Annotated in this window: 21 protein-coding genes; 12 read left to right on the top strand and 9 right to left on the bottom strand. The window is 72.2% G+C overall.

The window, feature by feature from the left end; genetic code table 11:
* Positions 1-44 precede the first annotated feature (44 nt).
* The 3 genes from ACT2CW_RS06365 to ACT2CW_RS06355 are packed head-to-tail and all read right to left on the bottom strand — an operon-like array spanning position 45 to position 2,016.
* Positions 45-863 (bottom strand): SAM-dependent methyltransferase, encoded by an 819-nt coding sequence (locus ACT2CW_RS06365; RefSeq protein ID WP_164427940.1) that lies wholly within the window; start codon positions 861-863, stop codon positions 45-47.
* A complete protein-coding gene (locus ACT2CW_RS06360; RefSeq protein WP_037958038.1) occupies positions 860-1,156 on the bottom strand; it encodes a DUF397 domain-containing protein in 297 nt (98 codons plus the stop codon). Before ACT2CW_RS06360 ends, ACT2CW_RS06365 begins: the two co-directional genes overlap by 4 nt.
* A 2-nt stretch (positions 1,157-1,158) precedes the next feature.
* Positions 1,159-2,016 (bottom strand): helix-turn-helix domain-containing protein, encoded by an 858-nt coding sequence (locus tag ACT2CW_RS06355; protein WP_086884396.1) that lies wholly within the window; start codon positions 2,014-2,016, stop codon positions 1,159-1,161.
* Between the two features lie 225 nt (positions 2,017-2,241).
* On the opposite strand from ACT2CW_RS06355, the gene ACT2CW_RS06350 reads away from it, so the two are divergent.
* Positions 2,242-2,709 carry an ATP-binding protein gene (locus ACT2CW_RS06350; RefSeq protein WP_445515848.1) on the top strand — a complete coding sequence of 156 codons (468 nt, stop codon included), beginning with the start codon at positions 2,242-2,244 and terminating at the stop codon, positions 2,707-2,709.
* Between the two features lie 24 nt (positions 2,710-2,733).
* On the opposite strand, the gene ACT2CW_RS06345 is transcribed toward ACT2CW_RS06350, so the two are convergent.
* Together ACT2CW_RS06345 and ACT2CW_RS06340 are read right to left on the bottom strand one after the other, a co-directional pair.
* The gene (locus ACT2CW_RS06345) at positions 2,734-4,074 is read right to left on the bottom strand and encodes an MFS transporter (protein WP_138910837.1); all 1,341 of its coding nucleotides are present in this window, start codon (positions 4,072-4,074) and stop codon (positions 2,734-2,736) included.
* Positions 4,075-4,174: 100 nt separating this feature from the next.
* Complete coding sequence (locus ACT2CW_RS06340; RefSeq protein WP_164427945.1) at positions 4,175-4,510, bottom strand: winged helix-turn-helix transcriptional regulator; 336 nt, start codon at positions 4,508-4,510, stop codon at positions 4,175-4,177.
* A gap of 143 nt (positions 4,511-4,653) precedes the next feature.
* On the opposite strand from ACT2CW_RS06340, the gene ACT2CW_RS06335 reads away from it, so the two are divergent.
* A complete protein-coding gene (locus tag ACT2CW_RS06335; protein ID WP_445515847.1) occupies positions 4,654-5,538 on the top strand; it encodes an NAD(P)-dependent oxidoreductase in 885 nt (294 codons plus the stop codon).
* A gap of 75 nt (positions 5,539-5,613) precedes the next feature.
* On the opposite strand, the gene ACT2CW_RS06330 is transcribed toward ACT2CW_RS06335, so the two are convergent.
* The 4 genes from ACT2CW_RS06330 to ACT2CW_RS06315 form a co-directional block, all read right to left on the bottom strand.
* On the bottom strand, positions 5,614-6,771 hold the full coding sequence (locus ACT2CW_RS06330) for a DMT family transporter (protein WP_445515846.1): 1,158 nt from the start codon (positions 6,769-6,771) through the stop codon (positions 5,614-5,616).
* 97 nt (positions 6,772-6,868) lie between these two features.
* Positions 6,869-8,428, bottom strand: a complete 1,560-nt coding sequence (locus tag ACT2CW_RS06325; RefSeq protein ID WP_445515845.1) for a bifunctional phosphatase PAP2/diacylglycerol kinase family protein — start codon at positions 8,426-8,428, stop codon at positions 6,869-6,871.
* 104 nt (positions 8,429-8,532) lie between these two features.
* A complete protein-coding gene (locus ACT2CW_RS06320) occupies positions 8,533-10,857 on the bottom strand; it encodes a glycosyl hydrolase family 95 catalytic domain-containing protein (protein WP_445515844.1) in 2,325 nt (774 codons plus the stop codon).
* A 250-nt stretch (positions 10,858-11,107) separates the two neighbouring features.
* Positions 11,108-11,704, bottom strand: a complete 597-nt coding sequence (locus tag ACT2CW_RS06315; protein ID WP_445515843.1) for a TetR/AcrR family transcriptional regulator C-terminal domain-containing protein — start codon at positions 11,702-11,704, stop codon at positions 11,108-11,110.
* 136 nt (positions 11,705-11,840) lie between these two features.
* Between ACT2CW_RS06315 and ACT2CW_RS06310 the strand changes: the two genes are divergently transcribed.
* From ACT2CW_RS06310 to ACT2CW_RS06265, 10 genes are all read left to right on the top strand, one after another.
* Complete coding sequence (locus tag ACT2CW_RS06310) at positions 11,841-13,301, top strand: FAD-dependent monooxygenase (RefSeq protein WP_445515842.1); 1,461 nt, start codon at positions 11,841-11,843, stop codon at positions 13,299-13,301.
* Positions 13,302-13,482: 181 nt separating this feature from the next.
* On the top strand, positions 13,483-13,653 hold the full coding sequence (locus ACT2CW_RS06305) for a hypothetical protein (RefSeq protein ID WP_020866352.1): 171 nt from the start codon (positions 13,483-13,485) through the stop codon (positions 13,651-13,653).
* 280 nt (positions 13,654-13,933) lie between these two features.
* Positions 13,934-14,461: a helix-turn-helix domain-containing protein gene (locus tag ACT2CW_RS06300; RefSeq protein WP_445515841.1), complete on the top strand. Its 528-nt coding sequence runs from the start codon at positions 13,934-13,936 to the stop codon at positions 14,459-14,461.
* Complete coding sequence (locus tag ACT2CW_RS06295; RefSeq protein WP_182469206.1) at positions 14,448-15,110, top strand: ImmA/IrrE family metallo-endopeptidase; 663 nt, start codon at positions 14,448-14,450, stop codon at positions 15,108-15,110. Before ACT2CW_RS06300 ends, ACT2CW_RS06295 begins: the two co-directional genes overlap by 14 nt.
* Positions 15,070-16,287, top strand: coding sequence for an MAB_1171c family putative transporter (locus ACT2CW_RS06290; protein ID WP_445515840.1), 1,218 nt, complete (start codon positions 15,070-15,072; stop codon positions 16,285-16,287). Before ACT2CW_RS06295 ends, ACT2CW_RS06290 begins: the two co-directional genes overlap by 41 nt.
* A gap of 194 nt (positions 16,288-16,481) precedes the next feature.
* Positions 16,482-17,741, top strand: coding sequence for a cytochrome P450 family protein (locus ACT2CW_RS06285; RefSeq protein ID WP_445515839.1), 1,260 nt, complete (start codon positions 16,482-16,484; stop codon positions 17,739-17,741).
* 231 nt (positions 17,742-17,972) lie between these two features.
* Positions 17,973-19,856: a methylmalonyl-CoA mutase small subunit gene (gene mutA / locus ACT2CW_RS06280; RefSeq protein WP_445515838.1), complete on the top strand. Its 1,884-nt coding sequence runs from the start codon at positions 17,973-17,975 to the stop codon at positions 19,854-19,856.
* Positions 19,856-22,084 carry a methylmalonyl-CoA mutase gene (gene scpA / locus ACT2CW_RS06275; protein ID WP_445515837.1) on the top strand — a complete coding sequence of 743 codons (2,229 nt, stop codon included), beginning with the start codon at positions 19,856-19,858 and terminating at the stop codon, positions 22,082-22,084. The genes mutA and scpA overlap by 1 nt, the downstream gene beginning before the upstream one ends.
* 3 nt (positions 22,085-22,087) lie before the next feature.
* Positions 22,088-23,140 (top strand): methylmalonyl Co-A mutase-associated GTPase MeaB, encoded by a 1,053-nt coding sequence (gene meaB, locus ACT2CW_RS06270; RefSeq protein ID WP_445515836.1) that lies wholly within the window; start codon positions 22,088-22,090, stop codon positions 23,138-23,140.
* A complete protein-coding gene (locus tag ACT2CW_RS06265; RefSeq protein ID WP_445515835.1) occupies positions 23,133-23,891 on the top strand; it encodes a (2Fe-2S)-binding protein in 759 nt (252 codons plus the stop codon). The genes meaB and ACT2CW_RS06265 overlap by 8 nt, the downstream gene beginning before the upstream one ends.
* Positions 23,892-23,939: the final 48 nt, after the last annotated feature.

Genomic DNA, 23,939 nt, shown 5'->3' with positions numbered 1-23,939 from the left:
CCGCCCCGCGAAGCCCCCGGCCATCCCGCGTACCGCCGCAGGCGTCACGGTTTGCGGGCCACTCCCGCCCACATGTTGATGTCCGCGCTGCGGATGCTCTCCGGCCGGTCCTCGGGGTCCGGATTCCAGTGGTGGGGCTCCGACACACCCGGGTCGATCAGCTCCAGACCGTCGAAGAAGGCCCCGACCTCGCTCTGGGAGCGGGTGGTGAAGGAGATCCCGCTCTCCTTGTAGACCCGGATGACGTTCCGCCAGGTCTCCTCGGAGAAGTCATGCGTGGAGTGGGTCAGCATCAGATAGCTGCCCGGAACCAGCGGCGCCATCAGCTCACGGATGATCTCGTACGGCTTGTCCTCATCCGGAATGAAGTGGAAGAGCGCGTTCACGGAGATCGCCACCGGCTGGTCCAGGTCCAGCGTCTCATGCAGCTCGGGCGCGCTCATGATCCGCTGGGGATCGCGCACATCCGACTGCACATAGGCCGTACGCCCCTCGGGGGTGCCGACGAGCAGCGCCTGGGCGTAGGCCAGCACGATGGGGTCGTAGTCGGTGTAGACCACCCGGGCCTCCGGGGCGACCGACTGGGCCACCTGGTGGAGGTTGGGCTCGGTGGGTATGCCGGTGCCTATGTCCAGGAACTGCCGGACCCCGGCCTCCCGGGCCAGCCAGCGGGTGGCGCGGTGGATGAAGGCCCGGTTGACGGTGGCGTTGAGCCGGACCGTCGGATAGACCTCCAGCACCCGCCCGGCGGCCTCCGCGTCGACCTCGTAGTGGTCCTTGCCGTTGAGGTAGAAGTCGTACATCCGAGCCGGGTGCGGCTTGGTGGTGTCGATCTGGTCAGGGGCGAGTCCGTTGTCGGTCACGCGGCCCTCCGTTCCGATGCGGTACCCGCCGAGGTGGTCAGGTTTTCTGGGCGTGTGAGCAGGAAGTCCGCGGCGCCGGCCTTGGCACCCTGGATGAACTTCTCGATTTCATGGTGGGTGTAGATCAGGGCGGGGCCGTCCGGATCGGTCGACTGACGCAGGGCCACCCGCCCGTCGTTCAGCCTCATGACCTCGACGCAAGCACCGCCGTTGGGGCCGCTCCAGGGCTTGGCCCAGCCTTCGGTTCCCAGATGTTTGGCGGGCATGCCGTTGTACACGTGTACCTGATCCACAGTCAGAGCTCCTTGCGAATCCCACGGAGAAAGTTCTCCGTCCGCCGCGCCGATGTGGCCTGGGTGCCCATGCGGTCCAGGGCCTCCAGATAAGCGACCACATCGGAACGTTGGTCGAGATAGCCGGCGCCGGTCAGGCCCTCGGCATAGACGATGTCCGGCAGTTCCGGGATCTGGAACCGGAAGAGCTGGAAGGGTCCGCCCATGCCCGGGTGGGGGCCGGCGGAGAACGGCACCACCTGAAGGGTGATGTTCGGTCTTTGAACCTCTTCGATCAGGCGATCGATCTGGGCGCGCATCACCGCGGGACCGCCGATGGACAGACGGAGCACCGTCTCGTCCATCACGACCCACAGATGCGGCGCGTCCGGGCGGCTGAGCAGCTCCTGGCGCTCCATCCGCAGCGCCACGCGGCGCTCGAGCTCCTGGGCGGACCCGTGCGGGAAGCCGATGGAGAGCAGCGCACGGGCGTAGTCCTCGGTCTGTAGCAGCCCGGGTATGAAGTGCGGCTCATAGGCGCGGATCCGGCTGGCCGCGCCCTCGAGGCTCACATAGAGGCTGAACCAGTCCGGCAGCACATCGCGGAACCGGTGCCACCAGCCGGGCCGGTTGGCCTCCTCGGCGAGGGCGAGGAAGGCGTCGATCTCCTGCTGCTCGGCGCCGTAGGTCTGGAGCAGCTTCTCGACGTAGGGGAGTTTCAGGCCGACCTCGGCCTTCTCCATCCTGCGCACCGTGGTCTGGTTGACGTGCAGCGCTCTGGCAGCCACGTCGTAACTGACGCCGGCTTTTTCGCGAAGGTCCCTCAGTCGCATGCCGAGGACCATCTGCCCGACGGTCGGGGCAGACCGCGCTTCACCCACGTCGTACCTCCTGGGACGGTCTTGTCAGGATCAGTGTGCCACGTACGAGGTGGGGGCGACAGAGTGCGCTAGCTATTCTGCATTTTGCAGATCGCGCCTTGCCAACTGATGCTCGCAGCAACGATAGTGACGGGTGTGACCAGTCCAACGTGGCTGCTGTGTCGCGCACTTGCGGCATTCACGTACGGCATTCACGCCCCCACAGGTAGGACGGACGGAAGGCACATGGCCGTGGCATTGCGTCAGCGCTCGACGATGGCCCACCACCCGAGCTCCGGGAGCGTTGACTCCGCCCTCCGCCAGGAGAGGTTCCATCTGCCCGCCAGAGGCGCCTCGGTCGCGGTCGCCCGGCACCGGGTGCGGTCCCGGGCGCCGGAGTGGGGCTTTACGGAGGAGGTCTGCGAGGCCGCCGAGCTGGTGATGTCCGAGCTCTTCACCAATGCCCTGGTGCACACCGGGAGCGAGCAGATCCTCTGTGTGCTGCGCGCCCATGAGCGGCGGATGCTCTATGTCGAGGTCGCCGACCAGGGCGGCGGACCGGCCGTCCCCACACCGCGGGAGGCCGGTCTCGAGGACGAGTGCGGGCGCGGACTCGCGCTGGTCCGCGCCCTGGCCGACGCGTGGGGGGACCGGGCGGGCGTGAACGGCGGACGGGTGGTCTGGGCCCAGATGAGCGTGACCGCCGACCGCTGACGCCGGGACCGGCCCCTCGCCCCGTCACACCGCGGTCGTCCGCCGCTTCCCCGGGGCGGCCGGGTCGTCGGCGCGGCCCCGGGAGAGGGCGGCGTCCCGGGTCTCCCGCATGGTGAGGTAGACGACGAGCGAGACCGCGGCGCAGGCCGATACGTACCAGTAGTACCCGGACTCCACACCGCCCTTCTTGAACCACAGCGCCACATACTCGGCGGTGCCGCCGAACAGCGCGTTGGCCAGCGCGTACGGCAGGGCCACCCCGAGCGCGCGGACATGGGTGGGGAAGAGTTCGGCCTTCACCACGGCGTTGATCGAGGTGTAGCCGGTGACGATGACCAGCGCCGCGAGCGAGAGCAGCAGCGCCCCGGCGAAGCTGTCGGCGTGCGAGAGGGCGGTCATGATGGGGACGGTGCAGAGCATCGAGCCGATGCCGAAGGTGATCAGCAGCGGACGGCGCCCGATCCGGTCCGAGAGCGATCCGGCCAGCGGCTGCAACAGCATGAACAGGAACAGGGCACAGAAGCTCACCAGCGAGGCGTCGGACTTGCTCATCCCGGCCGTGTTCGACAGGTACTTGGTGAGATAGGTGGTGTACGTGTAGTACGCGACCGTGCCGCCCATGGTCAGCGCGATGACCAGCGCCGCCTCCTTGCGGTGGCGCAGCAGCTCGGCGATCGTCCCCCGCTCCTGGTCCTGGTGGTCCTCCTCCTCGGTGTAGACCTCGGTCTCCAGCAGATTGCGCCGCAGCCAGAAGACCACGGCCGCGCCCACGGCGCCGACGACGAACGGAATGCGCCAGCCGTAGGAGTGCAGCGCGTCGTCGGACATGGTGTGCTGAAGCAGGATCTGAAGACCGAGGCCGATCAGCTGACCCGCCGTCATCGACACGTACTGGAAGCTGGAGACGAAGCCGCGGCCGCCGGGCCGGGACGCCTCGGTGAGATAGGTGGCGCTGGCCGCGTACTCACCGCCCACCGACAGGCCCTGGAGCAGCCGCGCCACCAGCAGCACGAACGCGCCGAAGTAGCCGACCTGGTCATAGGTCGGGGCGATGGCGATGAGCAGCGCACTGGCCGACATCAGCGTCACCGTCAGGGTGAGCGCCGCCTTGCGGCCGCGCCGGTCGGCGAACCGGCCCAGCAGCCAGCCGCCGACGGGACGCATGAAGAAGCCCACCGCGAAGATCCCGGCGGTGTTGAGGAGCTGCGCCGTGTCGTTGCCCTTGGGGAAGAAGGCTCCGGCGAAGTAGGTGGCGAAGCTGGCGTAGACGAACCAGTCGTACCATTCGACGAGATTTCCGATCGAGCCGCCGAATACGGCTCGCCAGGGGGTGCGTGGTTGGCTCCGGGGAGCGCTGTCGGTCACGGGGCCTCCAAGTGAGCGGGGTGAACTCCACACCCCTACCCCGTGAAGGGCCGGTTGGAAAATAGCTTCCGCAGGGGCCCGCCCAACCGCGGCCCGGAGGTCAGCTCTGCCCCGCCTCCTCCAGCGCCGCCATCCGCCGCCTGCCCCACGCGCCCAGCGGAACCAGCGCCGTCTTCAGCTCGTCGCCCAGCTCGGTGAGCGAATACTCCACCTTCGGCGGCTTTGTGTCGTAGCTCTCCCGGTGGACGATTCCGTCCGCCTCCAACTCCCTGAGCTGCTGCGTCAGCACCTTCTCGGTCACACCCGGGACCAGCCGCCGCAGTTCCCCGAAACGGCACCGCTGGTGATCGAGCGCCCAGATGATCAGGACTTTCCACTTTCCGTCGATCACGTCCACGGCCGCGTCCAGACCGCAGACATAAGGCTGCTTTCCCAAAGCCCCGCCCGTCCCCACTGACCTCAAGGTAAGTACGCACTATTTAGTGCGTACTTGCCCACACTACCGCCGGGGAACGAGCCTGTGATCGGCGCGCCGGACCCCTACGACCAAGCGGTATCGAAACTTCTGGAGCAACCGAGATGAGCGAATCCCCCGTGACGGTGCTGGGCCTCGGCGACATGGGCACCGCCCTGGCCCGCGCCCTGCTGCGGGCCGGGCACCGGACGACGGTGTGGAACCGTACGGCCGCCAAGGCCGAGGCGCTCGCCGCCGAGGGCGCGCTGACCGCCGCCACGGCCGGTGAGGCCGTCGCGGCGAGCCCCCTGGTGGTGGTCTGCCTGCTCGACTACGACTCCGTACGGCAGGTGCTGGCCCCCCTCGGGGACGCCCTGTCCGGCAAGGCCGTCGTCAACCTCACCAACGGCACTCCGCGGCAGGCCCGTGAGCTGGCCGCGTGGGCGGCCGGACACGGTGCCCAGTACCTCGACGGCGGCATCATGGCCGTCCCGCCGATGATCGGGACGCCCGCCGCCTTCCTCCTCTACAGCGGCTCGCCCGCCGTCTTCGCGGAGCACCGGGCCGTGCTGGACCTCTTCGGCGAGAGCCACGATCTCGGCGAGGACCCCGGGCGTGCCCCGCTGTACGACATCGCCCTGCTCAGCGCGATGTACGGGATGTTCTCGGGGGTGCTGCACGCCTACGCCCTCGTACGGTCCGACGGGGTGGCGGCGGCCGATGTCGCCCCGCTGGTGGGGCGCTGGCTGACCGCCATGTCCGGGGCCGTGGACGGCTACGCGCGGCAGATCGACTCCGGCGACCATGCCACCGGGGTGGTCTCCAACCTCGCCATGCAGTCGGCCGCGTTCGTCAACTTCACCGGCTCCGCACGGGACCAGGGCCTCAGCCCCGAACTGATCGCCCCGATCGGCCACCTCATGGCCCGCCGGGTCGCCGCCGGCCATGGCCATGAGGGTCTCTCGGGGCTGGTGGACCTGCTCGGCCAGGGGCGGCCCGGCGCGGCCTAAGCGCTCCGCGGGAAGTGCCGCGATACGTCGTCGGCCAACTGCGGCGCCGAGGCCGGTCCCGCCCGCGTGCCTTGGCTAGGCGTTGGGCTGAAGGACGGCCTCGCCGCGCTCGGGCAGGCGCGGGTCGGACAGGTGGGGGTCGGGCTCCTCGTCGCCGGTGGGCTGGCGGGGGATCGGGCGGGAGAGACGGAGCGAGGGGCCGGGCTCGGCGGGCACGTCGGGGCCGACCGGCACCTCGTGCGGGCCGGGTCCGCCGGGCCCCTCCGGAAGCTCCGGTCCGCCGAACCCACCGACTCCGCCGATTCCACCGGCTCCACCCGCGGCATCGTGCCCGTCGGGTCCGGGGGCGCCCGGCGCCGCGATGACCGCGGCCTCGGCGCCCTTGGCGGCCGCTTCCGCTTCCGCCTCCGCCTCGGCGTTGTGCACCGTCAGCATCACCAGACCGGTGCTCGCGACGAGGGCCGCCGCCAGGGCGAGCAGCGTGCCGGGCGCGCCGTGCCGGAAGTGCTCGCCCAGCGCGGCGAGGCCGACGGCGGTGGCGACCACGGGGTTGACCACGGTCGCCGTCGCCAGCGGCGAGGCCAGCCCGGCGCCCCGGTACGACGCCTGGGACAGCAGCACCCCGCCCGAGGCCAGCAGCCCGATCGCGACCAGACCGGGCAGGTTGTCCTGCCACGCGTCCCAGGTCCACTCCACGGCCACGTTCTTGGTGACCACCGACGAGACACCGAAGGCCGTCCCCGCGGCCGCCGCCAGCAGCACACTGCGGATCCCGGGCGACCGCATCAGACGAGCCGCCGCGATCAGCACGGCGATGGCGGAGACCGTGATCACGATCAGCCAGAAGCCGTCCCGCTCGGCCAGCGACTGGGCCCGCGAGGAGCCGGTCAGCGAGAGCAGCCCGGCGAGCCCCACGGTGGCCAGCAGCGCGCCGCGCCAGCCGGCCGCGCCGACCCGGCGGCGGACGAACACGGCCGCCATCGGCAGGGCGAAGACGATCGTGAGAGCCCCTAGGGGTTGGACCACGCTCAGCGGGCCGTAGGCCAGGGCGGCCACATGGAGGACCGCGCCCGCCCCGTTGAGGGTCACCGCGGTCCACCAACTCCCGCGCCGCAGCGGAGCGGACGCGAGGCGCGGCGTCGTGGCCGCGACATGCTCCTGGAGTATGGCTCCGGCGGCGTAGCAGACCGCCGAGACCAGGGCCAGCAGCACAGACAGCGCGAGGGAGGTCACGTCGCGGCCCCCTGGGCCGATCGGTCTTCGTCCATGCCCTCATCCTTGACGGTGGGGCGTGCCCCCGTCGTCGTCCTTGAGCACAGACTTGCGCGTACTACTTGCGTAGTAGGGCCCTCCACCAATGGGGTGCCTTCGCGGCCGCCGTACGGGCCCTTTGGAGCAGCTCGTTCTGCGGCTCGGCGGGGCGGTAGACGGTGAGCGCCCCCGGCCACTTGTCGATGAGCAGCTCCTCCGCGGGGTCGGCGGCCACCTCCCCATCGTAGGCACGGCTGTCCACGCCGTGTAGGCCCGACAGGCGCAGTTGGCGCATGCGCCGCGTCGTATAGACATGCGACCGCCCGAGCGTGCCCGTGAGCGCCGAGATCAGCAGCCGGGTGCGCGCCAGCCGCTCCTCGCCGTCGATCGCCCGCACATCGAGCAGCCCGTCGTCGAGCTGCTGACGGTAGGCGGGCGCGAAACCCTCGGGGGAGTAGACGCCGTTGCCGGCGAACAGCATCCACAGCCGCCGCGGCCGCCCGTTGACCTCGACCTCCAAGGGGCTCGCGGTGCGCAGCACCCGGGTGAGCGCGACGGCGGCCGCGGGCCACTTGCCGAGCCGGCCCTGGAGGCTCTCCCGGATCCGCACCAGCTCCGGGTAGAAGCCGAGGCTGAAGGTGTTGACGAAGTGGCTGGTCCCGCCGCCTCCGGCGAGGGGCGTGGCGCGGCCGAGGTCCACGGCCACCGCGTCGCCCTCGGTCACGGCGTGCGCGGTGTCCTCGAAGGCCGGTACGCCGAGGTCCAGCGCGAAGTGGTCGAGGGTGCCGCCGGGGAACACGGCGAGCGGCAGCCCGCGTTCGGCCGCGATCGTGGCGGCCGCGTTGACGCTGCCGTCCCCGCCGCAGATGCCCAGCGCCCCGGCCCGCTCGGCGGCGCGCTGGGCGGACTGCCGGAGCAGGTCCATGAAGTCGTCGTCGGGCCCGCACTCCACGATGTCCGCGGCGGGCAGCAGCACCCGCAGCTGCTCGGCGACCGTGAATCCGCCGGTGGGGTATCCCGTACCGGCCCGCTGGTTGACCACGACGACCAGACCGTCGCCCTTGGGCAGCGCGGGCGCCGAGATCCGCGGCCGGGCCTGTGCCGGGACCTCGGGGCGCGGCGGCCAGTAGCGGCAGGTCAGCGCGGCGGCCCCGGCGCCGAGGGCGATACCGGCCAGCACATCGCTGGGGTAGTGGACGCCCACGTACACCCGGGAGGCGGCGACGGCGGCGGCGAGCGGGGCGACCAGCAGGCCGTACCGCGACGACTCCAGCGCCACCCCGGTGGCGAAGGCGGCGGCGGAGGCCGAGTGCCCGGAGGGGAAGGAGCTGGTCCACGGCTGCCGGCGCAGCCGGCGCACCAGGGGCACCGAGTCCAGGACCGGACGCTTGCGTTCCACGGTCCACTTGACCACGACGTTCGACATGAGCGAGGCGGCGGCCAGCGAGCCCACGCCGCGCAGCGCGGCCCGCCGCGCCGTGCGGCCGCCGACCGTGGCGAGCACCCCGGCCGTGCCGAACCACAGCCGGCCGTGGTCGGCGGCCCGGCTGAGCCGGGGCAGCAGCGGATGGGCACCGCGGAGCCGGCTGTCCGCGACCCGCGCGAACAGCCGGCGGTCGAAGTCACTGATGCGTCTCATGCGTGATGGGTAACCCGGAACGGCGGTCGGCACGCGTCATCCACCGGCGACCGGGGCCCGGCCCGGGGGACCGGGCACGCGGTTCGGGAGACCGGAGACGCGGTTCAGGACGCCGGGAGCCCCCAGCGCGGCGCCGGCTCGCCCGCCTCGACCGGGCGGACCGTCAGGTCCGGGCGGTCGCCGCGGGCGGTGATGATGGCCTCCTGGCCCCTGGCGAGCGCGATCCGGATCGTGCCCGCGCCCGCGGTCTCGTACGGCAGCCGCCGCCCCCGCGCGTCCCGCACCTCGATGGGCGCCTCCAGGGAGTGCCGTACGACACACGGCGCGCCCGCCTCGCTGCGCAGCCGCACCCAGCGGGTCCGGCCGCCCTCGCGGGCGGCGCTCAGCAGGAAGGCGCCCTGGGTGCGGAAGTCGTGGACCATCAGCTCGTCCCAGGCGGCGGGCAGCGCGGGAAACACCCGGATCACCCCGCCCCAGCTCTGGCACACCATGTCGTGCAGCGACTGCGCGGCGGACAGCGGCGTCTCGATGACCGGGCCTGACTCCTTGTACATGGTGTTCGGCTGGATGAAGCGGCGCATCAGCTCGCCCAGGTACTTCAGCGCGTCCTCACCACGCCCCATCTGCGCCGACATCGAGGCGGCGCCGGTGAAGGTGTAGCCCTGGAGCGCGCCCTCGAAGCCGACCCAGTGGTTGAGGGAGGTCTCGATCAGCTCGCGCTTGGCCGGGTCCTCCCAGGTGACCTCGTACAGCGGATAGACCGCGAGCATATGGGAGTAGTGGCGGTGGGACTTGGCGAACGGCACCCCCGCGCCGATCATGAAGCCGTTCTCGTCGACGGGGTACGGCGTGAGCTTGGCCAGCACCTCCCGCCAGCGCGGCGCGGAGGGGTCCTTGATGCCGAGGATCCGGGCCGAGTCCAGGAGGGTGGCGCAGCCCCAGCGCAGCAGCATCAGGTCGTAGTTGCAGTCGGGCGCGTTGACGCCGTACTCCGGCGAGAAGGTGGCGGGCAGATGCAGCTTGCCGTCGCTGCCGGGGGTGAGGAAGTGGAGGTAGTAGGCGACGGCCTTGCGCAGCAGCGGATGGACCACCTCGCGCAGCACCGACTCGTCCATGGTGTGCCGGTACGTCAGCCACACGTTGTGCAGCGCCCAGGTGAGGTTGCCGACCTCGGGGGTGGGCGGGTCCTGGCCGGGGATGCCGACCGCGAAGCCGCCATTGGCCACCGCGCCGCCGTTGACCAGATGGATGTCGGTGGTCCGGGGGATGCCCGCCGAGTCCTTGCGGTACGGGGCGTCGAGCTGGTTGGAGAGGTTGTCGCGGAATTCGCCGAGCGCCCGTGTCACCGCGTCGAGTTCGAGGTGGTTGGAGCCGTGGATCAGCCAGTACTCCAGCTGCACATTGAGGTTCCACCAGGTGGCGGGCCACGGGGTGGACTCCAGCCAGGGCCCCGAGGTGGCCATCACGGGGGCGTCGGCGCGCGCGGCCGCCGCCACCTTGTACAGCTGGATCCAGTAGAAGCGCTGGAGCCGGGCGTCGGGGAGGGAGAGGAAGCTCTTCCGGTAGTAGGCGTGCCACCAGGCGCGATGGGTGGGCGCGAGGGCGTCGTAGGGGAGCGCCGAGGCGGACCCGATGTCCTTCAGCGCCCGGTCGAGCGCGGTGCGCCTGGGGTGGGAGTGGGCCACGGTGACGTACAGCGTCCGCCGCCCGGCGCGGGTCCGCTCCCGCCAGGCCGTCACATGCTGTCCGCCGGCCAGCAGCGGCTGCACGGCGGCCTGGACGCCGTGGTGGTCCTCGACGACGGCCGGGGGGTTGCCGGTGTAGCCGTCGGGCACCGGTTTGAAGTCGACCCGCGGGCTGATGGCCTCGGCGGGGTGGAACACCCAGCGGAACGCGGTCTCACCGGCGCTCGGGGTCACCTCGATCGCCATGACGGAGCGTGAGTTGTGCACCAGGGCGCGGAGGGTGAGGGTGCCCTTGTCGGTGGTGATGGTCCCGGTCAGCTCGGCGTCGCGCAGCCGCAGCCGCCAGTCGACGGCGGTGATGGCACCGACCGGCTCCAGGGTGAAGTACCCGATGGGCAGCCGCGCGAGCCCGAAGAGGGAGCCGAACTCCGGCCGGTGGTCCTGGACCTCGCTGTGCTGCACATTGAAGCGCACCGCGTTGGCGCCGCCCGGCTCGGCGTAGATGCCCGAGCCGAGCAGGGCGTTCCCGAGGAAGGGGCCCTCGTACCAGGTCTGCGGCATCTTCTGCCACACCATGTCGGCGTCGGCGAGGACCGTTTCCCAGGGGTCCCCCGCGGGGCGGGCGGCCGCGGCGGGGGCCTGCGGTTCGGCGGCGTACGCGGCGGCCGGACCGGCGAGTCCGGCGGCGGCGCCCGCGGCCATGGCGGTGCCGACGACGGTCCTTCTGGTGGGTGCGGATGACATGACGCTCCAGGGGTGTGAACCGGGTGCGGGTGTTCTTCGGCGGGGGTGGCGGGGCGCGGCGGCGGTCACGTACATGCCTGAGGTTCCTCAATCTGAACCCCTCGGGCATGATGCAGCCCTCATCGCGGAACCGGAACCCCTCGGGCGTCATAAACATCGGATGGACGGCGGGGACGGCAGGCGGAAATGGCCGCCCACGCGGGGATGGGCGTGGCAATACCTCGGATCTTCTGGCCCGGAAGCGGGCGGGTTACGCGCTCGCCTCCCGCCCCCTGACGATCAGCCCGACACCATGCCGGAAGCGGTGTTCGAAGTCGCCGAAGTGTTCGGTGACCGCGGCGAGGGACGGGAATCGCTCGGCGGTGGCCGCCCGCAGCAGCGGCTCCATGCCGCCGATGCCCCGGGCGGCCTGCTCCTCCTGGGTCAGGCCGAGCGTGAAGTACACCAGCGACCAGGTCCGCCAGACCGCTTCGGCGGGGCCGTGGCCGCCGCCGAGGAACGCGCCCGTCATGGCGTCCGCGAAGCGCAGGGTGTGCTCCTCGGCGACATACGTCCCGGCCACGACCCGGGCGCCGTCGCGGCGGGACAGCAGCGCGGCGCGATAGCGGTGGGCGAGCGCCTGCGCCCGTTCGTCCCAGGGCTCCGGGAGCGGCGCGTCGGCGCATCCCTCGAGCATCGCGTCGGCCATCAGCTCCAGCAGCCGGGGCTTGCTGGAGGCGTGCCAGTAGACGGTGTTGAGCTGCACGCCCAGCCGCTCGGCGACCTTGCGCATTGTGAGCTTGTCCAGCCCCGCCTCGTCGAGCAGTTCCAGCGCCGCCGTCACCACGGCCGTGCGGTCCAGGCCCATGCCGTCGCTCTCCCCTCGCCTGCGTCTCGCGCTTGCGTCTTCCGCTTGCGTCTTGATCCGGGATCAAGTCTACTGGGGCCAGATCATTGATCCTGGATCAAGAGGCCGGGATCGAGAACCGAACGAGGGAGATGGTGTGGTGAACGACGTCGTCGTGGTGGGGGCCGGCCCGGTGGGGCTGCTGCTCGCCGCCGAGCTGCGGCTGGCGGGCGTGGACGTCACCGTGATCGAGCGCGAGGCCGCCCGCAGCCCGCACTCCAAGGCGCTGACCCTGCATCCGCGCAGCCTGGAGGTGCTGGCGATGCGCGGTCTCGCCGAGCCGTTCGTCCGCGAGGGTGTGCCCGTGCCCACCGGGCACTACGGCGGGCTGCCGGTCCGGCTGGACTTCTCCGTGCTGGACACCCGGTTCCCGTACACGCTGGTCCTGCCGCAGCTGCGCACCGAGCAGCTGCTGGAGAAGCGGCTGCTGGCACTGGGCGGGGAGATCCACTGGCGCCACCGGGCGCTGGAGGTGCGCCAGGACGCGGACGGCGCCGAGGTGGACGTGGCGGGCCCCGACGGGACGTACACCCTGCGCGCGGCGTGGGTGGTGGGCTGCGACGGGGCCGGGAGCGCCGTACGGACCTCCGCCGGGATCGACTTCCCCGGCACCGGGACCACGGCCACCGGCCTCCTCGGCGATGTGGTGCTCGACGCGCCGCCGTCGGCCCCCTCGGTCGACAACGAGTACGGGGGCTTCCTGATCGTCCCGCTGGCCGACGGGCACCACCGCGTCGCGGGCTCCACCAGGGAGTCCCTCACCATCCCCGCCGACCGGCCGCTCACCTTCGAGGAGCTGCGCGGCCATCTGCGCCAGGTCGCGGGCACGGACTTCGGGATGCGGGCACCCCGCTGGCTGTCCCGGTTCGGCAATGCCGCCCGGCAGGCCGCCCGCTACCGCGACGGCCGCGTCCTGCTCGCCGGGGACGCGGCGCATATGCACATGCCCATGGGCGGCCAGGGCCTGAACGTGGGGCTCCAGGACGCCTTCAACCTCGGGTGGAAGCTGGCCGCGGTGTGCCAGGGCCGCGCGCCGGACGGGCTGCTGGACACCTACCACGCCGAGCGTCACCCCGTGGGGGCCGCGCTGCTGGAGAACACCCAGGCCCAGACCGTGCTCGGCGCCACCCACACGCCCGACGCACATGCCCTGCGCGCGGTGTTCGGCCGGCTCCTGGCCGCCCATCCGGCGGTGAACCGGCAGTTCGCCGGGGAGCTCTCCGCGCTGGACGTGGCCTACCCGGCGGACGGGGCGGCCGGCCGGCTCACCGGCACCCGGGCGCCCGACCTCGGGCTGGACGGCGCGCCCGAGCCCAGCCTGTATCCGCTCCTGGCCGACGGGCGCTTCGTGCTGCTCCACCTCGGTACGGAGGGCGACGCGGGACGCGAACCGGGCGACGCCCTCGCCGCCGCCGGGGCGATCGCCGGGAGCCCGGACCGGATACGGGCCGTGACCGCGCGCCCGACCACCACCCACGACGGCTGGGCGGGGCGGCGTACGGTCCTGGTGCGCCCCGACGGCCATGTCGCCTGGGATACCGCGCTGTCCACCCAGTGAGACGTGTTCGGTGGATCCCGTACGTACCAGCTCACCACGGACGGTCCCGTGCGGCCACCGGGCGCGGAACGCGGTCCCGGCGGCGGCTCTTTGTCCACTCCCTGAGAATCGACGCGCGGAGCGTTCAGGCGCTGGTTAATCTGACGACAGATCCGGTTCAGCCGACACGAGGGAGTGTGCGGTGACCCCCGAACAAACGCAGAGCGACGACGCGCGCGCCGATAACAGCGGGCGGTTCGTGCAGGCCGCCGAGGTGGGCAGTCTGGAGGTATGGGCGCGTTCCGCGCCGATCCGACTCGCCGGCTACGAGGACGACCTCGCCGAGCCGCACATCCTCCAGAGCGTGGACTGATGGCCCGGCGCATGCGCTGAGAACGAGGGAGGAGCCCGGCCGCCCGGCCGCGGCCGCTGGCAGCAAGCGGACATCCCGGCCGTCGACCGGTCGCCTCCCTCGCCCGACGGATCACCCTTCTGGCTCGGCTACCAACTGGTAGTTAAGTCCTCCACCCCCGCGATGCCGGACCGGGCTGGTGCGCCCCGCGCGGCACATGGCAGGATGCGTCGCAGGGCGTCGTCCGCCTTAACCAACCGTGAGGGTGTGCGAGCCCGGGAGCAGCCGTGAGGGGGCGCAGATGGCAGCGGGTGGAGACAGGTCACCGGACACGGCCGGCAGCCCGCTGGCGGACCGGCTCAACTACCTGTTCACCACCATGCACCCGCCGGGCGCGCCGTACACCAACGCGCATGTCGCCGAGGAGATCAGCGGCGGCGGGGAGTACGGCGGGGTGAGCCTGACCGAGCAGTATCTGTCGATGCTGCGCAACGGCAGGCGCACCAACCCCAGTCCGGATGTGCTGCGGGCGCTCGCCAAGTTCTTCGCCGTGCCCGTCGGTTATCTGTTGGGCGATCTGTCGCCTTCGCAGGCGGAGCGGGTCGAGGAGGAGGTACGGTTCCTCGTCGCCATGCGCGACAAGCGGGTCCGCAGCATCGCGCTGCGCTCCGTGGGCCTCCCGCCAGAGGTCCAGGACAGTCTCACCACGATCATCTCCCAGTTCCGGCAGCAGATGAACCTGCCGCCCGAGCCGCCCGGTACGAACGGCGCCGGGGAGGCGGACGGTTCGGGCGGTCCGGACGGCGGAGCGACGAATGGCGGCCGATGACCCGGAACTGTTCTCCTCCTGGCGGCGGACCGGAAACGAGGGTGGTACAGGCATGCGAGTGGGCCGGATACGGCGGCGGTGCAAGCAGCTCATCAAGGAGCTCGGGCTGCCCGCCTCGACCGACCTGCCCGGTCTGTGCGACCTCGTGGCCCGCCGGGTCGGACGCCCCGTCCATCTGGTGCCGATGAGTCTGGGCGGCGTGGTCTCGGGCATGACCGCCTCCACCGACGAGGACTACTGGATCTTCTACGAGCTCAGGACGTCCCCCTGGCACCAGATCCATATCGTGCTGCACGAGATCGGCCATCTGCTGCTCGGGCACGAGCAGGACCCGGCGGTCACCGAGGAAGCGCTGCGGATGTGGACGCCGTCGGTCGATGTGACCACCGCGATGCGCCGGCTGGGAATGACCGCGGACTTCGCCCGCCACCACTGCTACGACAACCTCACCGAGCGCGAGACCGAGGTGCTGGGCACCCTCCTGATGGAGCGTGTGGTGCCGACCTCGCCGGACCACGGGCTGCCGCTCGAGGGCCGGGCGGCCGAACTCGCCGCGGCGCTGGGCCCGGCGCTGCGCCATGTGCGCACCGACGGGGCCGACCGCACCGATGGCGCACGCGGTGAACCGGGCGGTGACGCCGGTGTTTGACCTCGTCTATCTGTGCTTCGGCGCCGCCGCCTGGGCGATGGCCGGTTACAAGGCCCGGGCCTGGTTCCGCGACCGCGCCAACGCCGATCTCGGCCTGGCGTGTGTGATGACCGCGGCCGTGGCGAATGTGTTCCTGCTCTCCGCGCCCAGCGTCTACCGCTGGTTCGACGGGCTGGTGGGCGTCGCCAATCTCGCCATGGTCCTCCTCTACTCCTCCGTCGTGGTGTTCGCCACCGGCGCCCTGGTGCTGCTGCTGCGCTGGACGGGCTCCGCGGTGCCGCCCCGCGCGGTGGTCGCCGCCGTGGCCGTGGTGTGGACCGTGGCCATCGTCGGCTTCGCGGTGGGCCGTCCGGACGCCGTGGAGCACCCCCGCGACTTCAGCACCGCCTACGCCGACGCCCCCGGAGTGGTCCTCTTCCTGGTGCTGTATCTGGCCATTTTCGGAGCCGGTCTGGCGGGGCTCGGCATCCTGTGCCCGCGCTATGCCGCCAGCCTGCGCGGCTCATGGCTGGCCCGGGGGCTGCGGGTGCTGGCCGCCGGATGCTGGCTGGGACTGGCGTACTGCGCCTGCAAGCTGATCGGTTTCGTCTTCTCCTGGGCGGGCCATGAGCTGTACTGGCTCTCCAACGGAGTGGCCCCGCTGACCGCCTCGGTCGCGGCGCTCCTGGTGCTGGCCGGTTTCGCCATCCCCGCCGTGGGCCCGCGGGCCTCCGCGTGGCGCCGCTTCCGGAGGCTGCGGCCGCTGTGGCGGGAGGTCACCGAGCAGGCCCCCGAGGTGTCCATGGGGCAGTCCCGCTGGACCGGCTGGTGGCCGTTCGCGGATCTGGAGTGGCGGGCCAACCGTCAGATGGCGGAGATCCGGGACGTCCAGCGCGGCGTACGGCGTCATGTGGAGGCCCGCGCGCTGGAGATTGCGCATGTCAAGGGCGGCGCGGCGCGACTCGACGATTGGCAACTTGCTGCCGTAGTGGAAGCAGCGGCGCTCAGACGCGGTTTGCTGAACCAAGCAGAAGGACATGTGCCGGAGTCCGCGGCGGACAGCGTGGTGGTGACGACAGGGGCCGAACTGGTGGCGGAGCACGAGCATCTGGCCCGCGTCGCCGACGTCTACCACCTGCCGCTCGTGGACGAGGTGCTCGCGGAACTGAGAGAGGAGACCGCCGCCCAGCGGCGGTGAACGGGGGGATCACAGACGAGGTGGCCCTGGACGGGGGTCGGGGCCGCCCGTGGCACAGGCGGCGCCGGGGGGATTCAGCCCCGGCGCCGCCTCCCGGCCACCACCATTCACCACCGGCGTGCACATCGCCTGGACGGGCTGGAATGGCCCACCCGTCCAGGCGCCGGGGACGCCACGGCCTAGAGTCGGGATCCATGCAGAACACCGCGAACGCCGCCGGAACGGACGGCCCGGAGCTCGTTGACACCGCCCCGCTGGTCGAGGACCTCTACCCGGCCCTGGCCGAGCTGCGCGAGGCCGGCCCGGTCCACCGAATCGCCGGCACCGACGGACGCCCCGCCTGGCTGGTGACCCGTTACGAGGATGTGCGGCGACTGTTCGCCGATCCGCGCCTCGCCCTGGACAAGCGCCACGCCGCGCCGGGCAACTTCAGCGGCTTCTCCCTGCCGCCCGCCCTCGACGCCAATCTGCTCAACATGGACCCGCCGGACCACACCCGGGTGCGCCGGCTGGTGGTCAAGGCGTTCACCCCCGGCCGCGTGGAGAAGCTGCGCGAACCGGTCCGGCGGGTCGCCGAGGAGCTGCTCGACGCCATCGAGCCCGACGGCCGCGCGGATCTCCTGGCCGCCTACGCCGGGCAGTTGCCCATCATCGTCATCTGCGATCTGCTCGGCGTCCCGGAGCGCGACCGGCGCGACTTCCGGGCCTGGAGCGACGCCCTGATCACCCCCGATCCGGCGCGGCCGGGGGCGGCGAAGGAAGCGGTCGGCAGCATGCTGCGCTTCTACACCGAGCTGATCGCCAAGAAGCGCGCCGAGCCCGCGGACGATCTGCTCTCGGATCTGATCCGGGTCCGTGACGACGAGGCCGGGGACGGCGGCGACGGCAGCGGCGGCGACGGCAGTGGCGACGGCAGGCTCAGCGAGGACGAACTGACCTCGCTCGCCTTCCTCATCCTCCTCGCGGGCTACGAGAACACCGTCCACCTCATCGCCAATTCGGTGCTCACCCTGCTCGACCACCCCACGGCCCTCCAGGAGCTGCGCGCGGATCCGAGCGGTCTCGCGGCCGCCTTCGACGAGCTGGCGCGGTACGAGGGCCCGGCGTCGCTGGGGATCCGCCGCTTCCCGCTGGAGGACATCGAGATCGGCGGTGTGACCATCCCCGCCGGGGAGACCGTGCTGCTGTCGGCGGCCTCGGCCCACCGTGACCCGGCCCACTTCAAGGATCCGGACGAGTTCAATCCACATCTTGGCCGGTCCGGTCACCTTGCGCTCGGCCATGGCATCCACTACTGCCTCGGCGCGCCGCTGGCCCGCATGGAGCTGGAAACCGCTCTGGCCGCGCTGCTTCGCCGTTTCCCGGGGCTGCGGCTGGACGTCCCGAGGGAGTGGCTCCGGTGGCGGCCGACGATCCGTGCGCGTGGCCTGATCTCGCTGCCTGTCGCATGGTGAGCGGGGGAAGCGAACAGGTTTTTGATGCATAACCCCCCGCCGATGCGGTAAAAAGGTCTTCGAGCCCGCCCGGTGTGCATCCCCCGTCGCACCGGGCGGGCCTCTGCGTTTCCGGGGCGCCAGGTGGCGCTACCCCTGAAATCCCTAGTGCTCACCCCTGAGATCACTAGAGAGTAAGCTCACAGCCCCAACCACTGCTCCGGCTTTAGCGGACCCCATTAGCCTCCTCCTATGACGGTCCTGCCCGACGGGCTTCCCCTAGCCGACGATTTCCCGGAAGTGACGCGAGACCAATGGCGCCACCTCGTCGAAGGCGTGCTGCGTAAAACCGGCACTTCGGACGCCGTGGGCGCCGAGGCCGAACAGGCCCTCGCGACCGCAGTCGAGGACGGAATCACCGTCCACCCCCTCTACACCGCCGACGACGCCCCCGAGGACGCCGGATTCCCCGGCTTCGCGCCCTTCGTGCGCGGCGGCCGGGCCGAGGGCTCCGCCGTGTCCGGCTGGGACGTACGCCAGCGCCACGCCCACCCCGATCCGGCCCGCACCAACCAGGCGATCCTCGCCGACCTGGAGAACGGCGCCGGTTCGGTCTGGCTCGCGGTCGGCGCGGCCGGGGTGCCCGTGGACGCCCTGCCGGAGGCGCTGAAGGGGGTCTATCTCGACCTCGCCACCGTCGCCCTCGACGCGGGCGCCGACTTCGAGGACGCCGCCCGCGCCCTGCTGCGGCTCTACGCCGTCCGCGAGGTGCCGCCCGGCGCCGCGCTCGGCAACCTCGGCGCGGACCCGCTGGGCCTCGCGGCCCGCACCGGACGCGACGAGGGCCTGGCCGGGCAGCTGGCCGCCGCCGCGGACCTCGCGCTGACCTGCGACCGCGACCACCCGGGGGTGCGGGCCTTCGCGGTGGACGCGCTTCTGTACCACGAGGCGGGCGCCGGGGCCGCCCAGGAGCTCGGCTGCTCCCTCGCCGCCGCCGTGGCGTATCTGCGCACCCTCACCGGGGAGGGGCTGAGCGTCGAAGCCGCCTGTGCGCAGCTGGAGTTCCGCTACGCGGCCACCGCCGACCAGTTCCTCACCATCGCCAAGCTCCGGGCCGCCCGGCGCCTGTGGGCGCGCGTGGCGCAGGCGTGCGGCGCGCCCTCCGAGGCGCGTGCCCAGCGCCAGCACGCGGTGACCTCGCCGGTGATGATGACCCGGCGCGACCCCTGGGTGAACATGCTGCGCACCACCGTGGCCACCCTTGCCGCGGGCGTCGGCGGCGCGGACGCGGTCACCGTGCTGCCCTTCGACAGCGCGATCGGCCTCCCCGACGACTTCGCCCGGCGCATCGCCCGCAACACCTCCACGATCCTGCTGGAGGAGTCGCACCTGGCCCGGGTGATCGACCCGGCCGGCGGCTCCTGGTACGTCGAGAAGCTCACCGACGACGTCGCCCGCGCCGCCTGGGCCTGGTTCCAGGAGATCGAGCGCGCCGGGGGCATGGCCGCAGCCCTCGCCTCCGGGCTGGTCCGCGACCGGCTCGCCGAGACCTGGGCCCGCCGCGGCCGCGCCCTCGCCCGCCGCAAGGAGCCGATCACCGGCGTCAGCGAGTTCCCGAACCTCGCCGAGCGGCCCCTCGAGCGCGAGCCCGCGCCCGAGCAGCCCGGCGGCGGACTGCCGAGGGTGCGCCGCGACGAGGCGTACGAGGCGCTGCGCACCCGCTCCGACGCCCATCTGGCGGCCGAGGGCGGCCGCCCGAGGATCTTCCTGGCCGCGCTGGGCCCCGCCGCCGCGCACACCGCCCGCGCCTCCTTCGCCGCCAACCTCTTCCAGGCGGGCGGCATCGAGGCGGTCCACGAGCCGGTCACCGTGACCGCGGAGACGGTCGCCGAGGCGTTCACCGCCAGCGGAGCCCGCGTGGCCTGTCTGTGCTCCAGCGACAAGCTGTACGCGGAGGAGGCGGCCGCCGTGGCCGAGCGGCTGAAGGCGGCCGGGGCGACCCGGGTCTACCTGGCCGGACGGCCGGGGGCACAACAGGACGAGTACGAGCGGGCCGGAGTGGACGGATACGTCTTCGCGGGCTGCGACGCGGTCGAGGTGCTCTCCTCGGCTCTGGACACCATGGGGGTGGCGTGATGACGGGCTCTCCGATGGAGCCCGGGAAGATCCCGGACTTCTCGGCCGTCGATCTGGACGGACCGGCCGAAGGCCCGGTGCCCAGCTCCGGTGACTGGGCCGCCGCGTTCCAGAACGGCGTGGGCAAGGGCGTGGAGGACCTGGTGTGGGACACCCCCGAGGGCATCGGGGTCAAACCGCTCTACACCGCCGAGGACCTCGAGGGCGTCGACTTCCTGGGCACCTATCCCGGCGCCGCGCCCTATCTGCGCGGCCCGTACCCGACGATGTACGTCAACCAGCCCTGGACCATCCGGCAGTACGCGGGCTTCTCCACCGCCGAGGAGTCCAACGCCTTCTACCGCCGCAACCTCGCGGCCGGGCAGAAGGGCCTGTCGGTCGCCTTCGACCTGCCCACCCACCGGGGCTACGACAGCGACCACCCCCGGGTCACCGGTGACGTCGGCATGGCGGGCGTGGCCATCGACTCCATCTACGACATGCGGCAGCTCTTCGACGGCATCCCGCTGGACCGGATGAGCGTGTCGATGACGATGAACGGCGCGGTGCTGCCCGTGCTCGCGCTCTACATCGTGGCCGCCGAGGAGCAGGGCGTACCGCCCGAGAAGCTGGCCGGGACCATTCAGAACGACATCCTCAAGGAGTTCATGGTCCGCAACACCTACATCTATCCGCCGCAGCCGTCGATGCGGATCATCTCCGACATCTTCGCCTTCACCTCGCAGCGGATGCCGCGCTACAACTCCATCTCCATCTCCGGCTACCACATCCAGGAGGCCGGGGCGACGGCCGATCTGGAGCTGGCGTACACCCTCGCGGACGGTGTGGAGTACCTGCGGGCCGGTCTGGACGCCGGGATGGACGTGGACGCCTTCGCGCCCCGGCTGTCGTTCTTCTGGGCCATCGGCATGAACTTCTTCATGGAGATCGCCAAGCTGCGGGCGGCGCGGCTGCTGTGGGCGAAGCTGGTCAAGCAGTTCGACCCGAAGAACCCCAAGTCGCTCAGCCTGCGCACCCATTCGCAGACCTCCGGCTGGTCGCTGACCGCCCAGGACGTCTACAACAACGTGGCGCGCACCTGCGTGGAGGCCATGGCCGCCACCCAGGGCCACACCCAGTCGCTGCACACCAACGCCCTGGACGAGGCGCTCGCGCTGCCCACCGACTTCTCCGCGCGCATCGCCCGCAACACCCAGATCCTGCTCCAGCAGGAGTCGGGCACCACCCGGGTCATCGACCCGTGGGGCGGCAGCGCGTACGTCGAGAAGCTGACGTACGACCTGGCGCGGCGGGCCTGGCAGCACATCGAGGAGGTCGAGGCGGCCGGCGGCATGGCCAAGGCCATCGACGCGGGCATCCCCAAGCTGCGCGTCGAGGAGGCCGCGGCTCGCACCCAGGCGCGGATCGACTCCGGGCGCCAGCCGGTGATCGGCGTCAACAAGTACCGGGTCGACAGCGATGAGGCGATCGAGGTCCGTGCGGTCGACAACTCGGTGGTGCGCGCCCAGCAGATCGAGAAGCTGCGGCGGCTGCGCGCCGAGCGCGACGAGGCCGCCTGCCAGGACGCGCTGCGCGCCCTGACCGCGGCCGCCGAGTCCGGTCCCGGCGCGGGCCTGGAGGGCAATCTGCTGGCCCTGGCCGTGGACGCCGCCCGCGCCAAGGCCACCGTGGGCGAGATCTCCGACGCGCTCGAGAAGGTCTACGGACGCCACTCGGGCCAGATCCGTACGATTTCCGGTGTGTACCGAGACGAGGCCGGAAAGTCGTCCGGCGTGGACCGCACCCGCACGCTGGTCGAGGCGTTCGAGCGCGAGGAGGGCCGCCGCCCCCGGATCCTGGTCGCCAAGATGGGCCAGGACGGGCATGACCGCGGCCAGAAGGTGATCGCCACCGCCTTCGCCGACCTGGGCTTCGACGTCGACGTCGGCCCGCTGTTCCAGACCCCCGAGGAGGTCGCGCGGCAGGCGGTGGAGGCCGATGTGCACATCGTCGGCGTGTCGTCGCTCGCGGCCGGCCACCTCACGCTGGTGCCCGCGCTGCGCGAGCAGCTGGCCGAGGCGGGGCGCGAGGACATCACCGTCGTGGTCGGCGGGGTCATCCCGCCGCAGGACGTCCAGACCCTGCACGAGGCCGGCGCCGCCGCCGTCTTCCTGCCGGGCACGGTCATCCCGGACGCCGCCCACGACCTGGTGCGGAAGCTGGCCGCCGACCTCGGCCACGAGCTGTAGGCCATGCCGCGGACGATCGACATCGAGGAGTACGCCAAGGGCGTGCTCGACGGCAGGCGCGCGTACATCGCGCGGGCGATCACGCTCGTCGAGTCCACCCGGCCCGACCACCACGACCTCGCCCAGCGGCTGCTGGTCGAGCTGCTTCCGCACACCGGCGGGGCGCGGCGGATCGGCATCAGCGGGGTGCCCGGGGTGGGCAAGTCCACCTTCATCGACGCTCTGGGCACCATGCTCACCGGGGCCGGCCACAAGGTCGCGGTGCTCGCCGTCGACCCCTCGTCGACCCGCACCGGCGGCTCCATCCTGGGCGACAAGACCCGGATGGAGCGGCTGGCGGTGGACCCCAACGCCTTCGTACGGCCCTCGCCCAGCGCCGGGACGCTGGGCGGGGTCGCCCGCGCCACCCGCGAGTCCATGGTCGTCATGGAGGCCGCGGGCTATGACGTGGTGCTGGTGGAGACGGTGGGCGTGGGCCAGTCCGAGACCGCGGTGGCCAATATGGTCGACTCCTTCCTGCTGCTCTCCCTGGCCCGCACCGGCGATCAGCTCCAGGGCATCAAGAAGGGCGTCCTGGAGCTGGCCGACGTGGTCACCATCAACAAGGCCGACGGGCCGCACGCGCGGGACGCGAAGTCGGCGGCCCGCGAACTGGCGGGCGCGCTGCGGCTGTTGCAGCCGCCGGACGCGCCCTGGAACCCGCCGGTGCTCACCTGTAGCGCCCGCGAGTCCACCGGGCTCGATGTGGTGTGGGAGCGCCTGGAGCAGCACCGCCGGGTGCTGGAGGCCACGGGCGCGCTGCGGACCAAGCGGCGCGACCAGCAGGTGGACTGGACCTGGTCGATGGTGCGCGACCAGCTGCTCGCGCGGCTGCACGCCCACCCCGAGGTGCGGCGGCTCGGGCCCGAGCTGGAGCAGCGGGTGCGCGAGGGCGCGCTGACGGCCACGCTGGCGGCGGACCGGCTGCTGGAGGCGTTCCAGGGCCCGGCTGACGGTGGGGCGTCTCGGGCTCCGGCCGACGGTGGAGGGGCCCACGCCCCGGCCGACGGTGGCTGAGGCGCCGCTGTCGGACGCGGCGCGGGTCGGGCCGTTCTTCGCGCTGCGCACCGGCGGCGGCGATCCGGGTGCGGAGGGGTACGCGCGGATCGGCGAGGCGTACCGGCTGACCGGTACGGGCGCCGCCGGGCCGGTGTTGCGCGCCCGTGTCGAGGCGGTCGCCGCGAGCCTGCGCACCGATGAGCCGAGGGTCGCCGCCTCCCTCGTCTTCCAGGGGCTCGCCGCCCGGGTGTGGTCCCTCGCGCTCGGTCCGGCGGCCCTCTCCGGCGGGGTGCCCCACCTCCGGCCCGACCGGCTGTGGTGGAACCCCGGGCGTGTCGCCCCCGACGACCTGTGGTGGCCCGGCGCGCCGTCCGTGATGGGCGAACCGGGAGGACTCGCCGGTCCGGTGGGCACCGCGGCATGTGTCCATCTGGTGCCGCTGCACCAGGCCATCGAGCGGGCGTACCGGGTCTCGGGGCGGCTGCTGTGGGGCAACGCGGCCTCGGCGCTGGCCGGTTCGCTGCGGGTGCTGCACGACTGGTGCCTGGCGCACGGCCGCACCGAGGCGGCGGACCGGGCCGTCGAGCTGGCGCGCGCCCAGCTCGACCACCCGCCGCTGCGCGACGCCGGCACCCTCGGCACCGCGCCGCTCGGCTATCGGCGCCGCACCTGCTGTCTCTACTACCGGGTGCCGGGCGGCGGGTTGTGCGGCGACTGCGTCCTGCGCGAGGCGCCGGGGCGGGGGAGTGGGCGCGGGACGCCGGGGTGAGGCGGACGTTCTCCTGAGGCGGCCGGTCTCCCGGTAGGGGCGTCTCCC

Source organism: Streptomyces sp. NEAU-174 (assembly GCF_052665095.1).
Note: the sequence above shows the minus strand (reverse complement) of the source record. Positions and strands in the feature narration are given on the sequence as shown.

Bases quoted from the DNA above. Each gene is read 5' to 3' on its own strand.
- ACT2CW_RS06350 (WP_445515848.1), top strand. From the start codon at position 2,242: ATGGCCGTGGCATTGCGTCAGCGCTCGACGATGGCCCACCACCCGAGC.
- ACT2CW_RS06335 (WP_445515847.1), top strand. From the start codon at position 4,654: ATGAGCGAATCCCCCGTGACGGTGCTGGGCCTCGGCGACATGGGCACC.
- ACT2CW_RS06325 (WP_445515845.1), bottom strand. From the start codon at position 8,428: ATGAGACGCATCAGTGACTTCGACCGCCGGCTGTTCGCGCGGGTCGCG.
- ACT2CW_RS06320 (WP_445515844.1), bottom strand. From the start codon at position 10,857: ATGTCATCCGCACCCACCAGAAGGACCGTCGTCGGCACCGCCATGGCC.
- ACT2CW_RS06315 (WP_445515843.1), bottom strand. From the start codon at position 11,704: ATGGGCCTGGACCGCACGGCCGTGGTGACGGCGGCGCTGGAACTGCTC.
- ACT2CW_RS06300 (WP_445515841.1), top strand. From the start codon at position 13,934: ATGGCAGCGGGTGGAGACAGGTCACCGGACACGGCCGGCAGCCCGCTG.
- ACT2CW_RS06295 (WP_182469206.1), top strand. From the start codon at position 14,448: ATGGCGGCCGATGACCCGGAACTGTTCTCCTCCTGGCGGCGGACCGGA.
- ACT2CW_RS06290 (WP_445515840.1), top strand. From the start codon at position 15,070: ATGGCGCACGCGGTGAACCGGGCGGTGACGCCGGTGTTTGACCTCGTC.
- ACT2CW_RS06285 (WP_445515839.1), top strand. From the start codon at position 16,482: ATGCAGAACACCGCGAACGCCGCCGGAACGGACGGCCCGGAGCTCGTT.
- mutA (WP_445515838.1), top strand. From the start codon at position 17,973: ATGACGGTCCTGCCCGACGGGCTTCCCCTAGCCGACGATTTCCCGGAA.
- scpA (WP_445515837.1), top strand. From the start codon at position 19,856: ATGACGGGCTCTCCGATGGAGCCCGGGAAGATCCCGGACTTCTCGGCC.
- meaB (WP_445515836.1), top strand. From the start codon at position 22,088: ATGCCGCGGACGATCGACATCGAGGAGTACGCCAAGGGCGTGCTCGAC.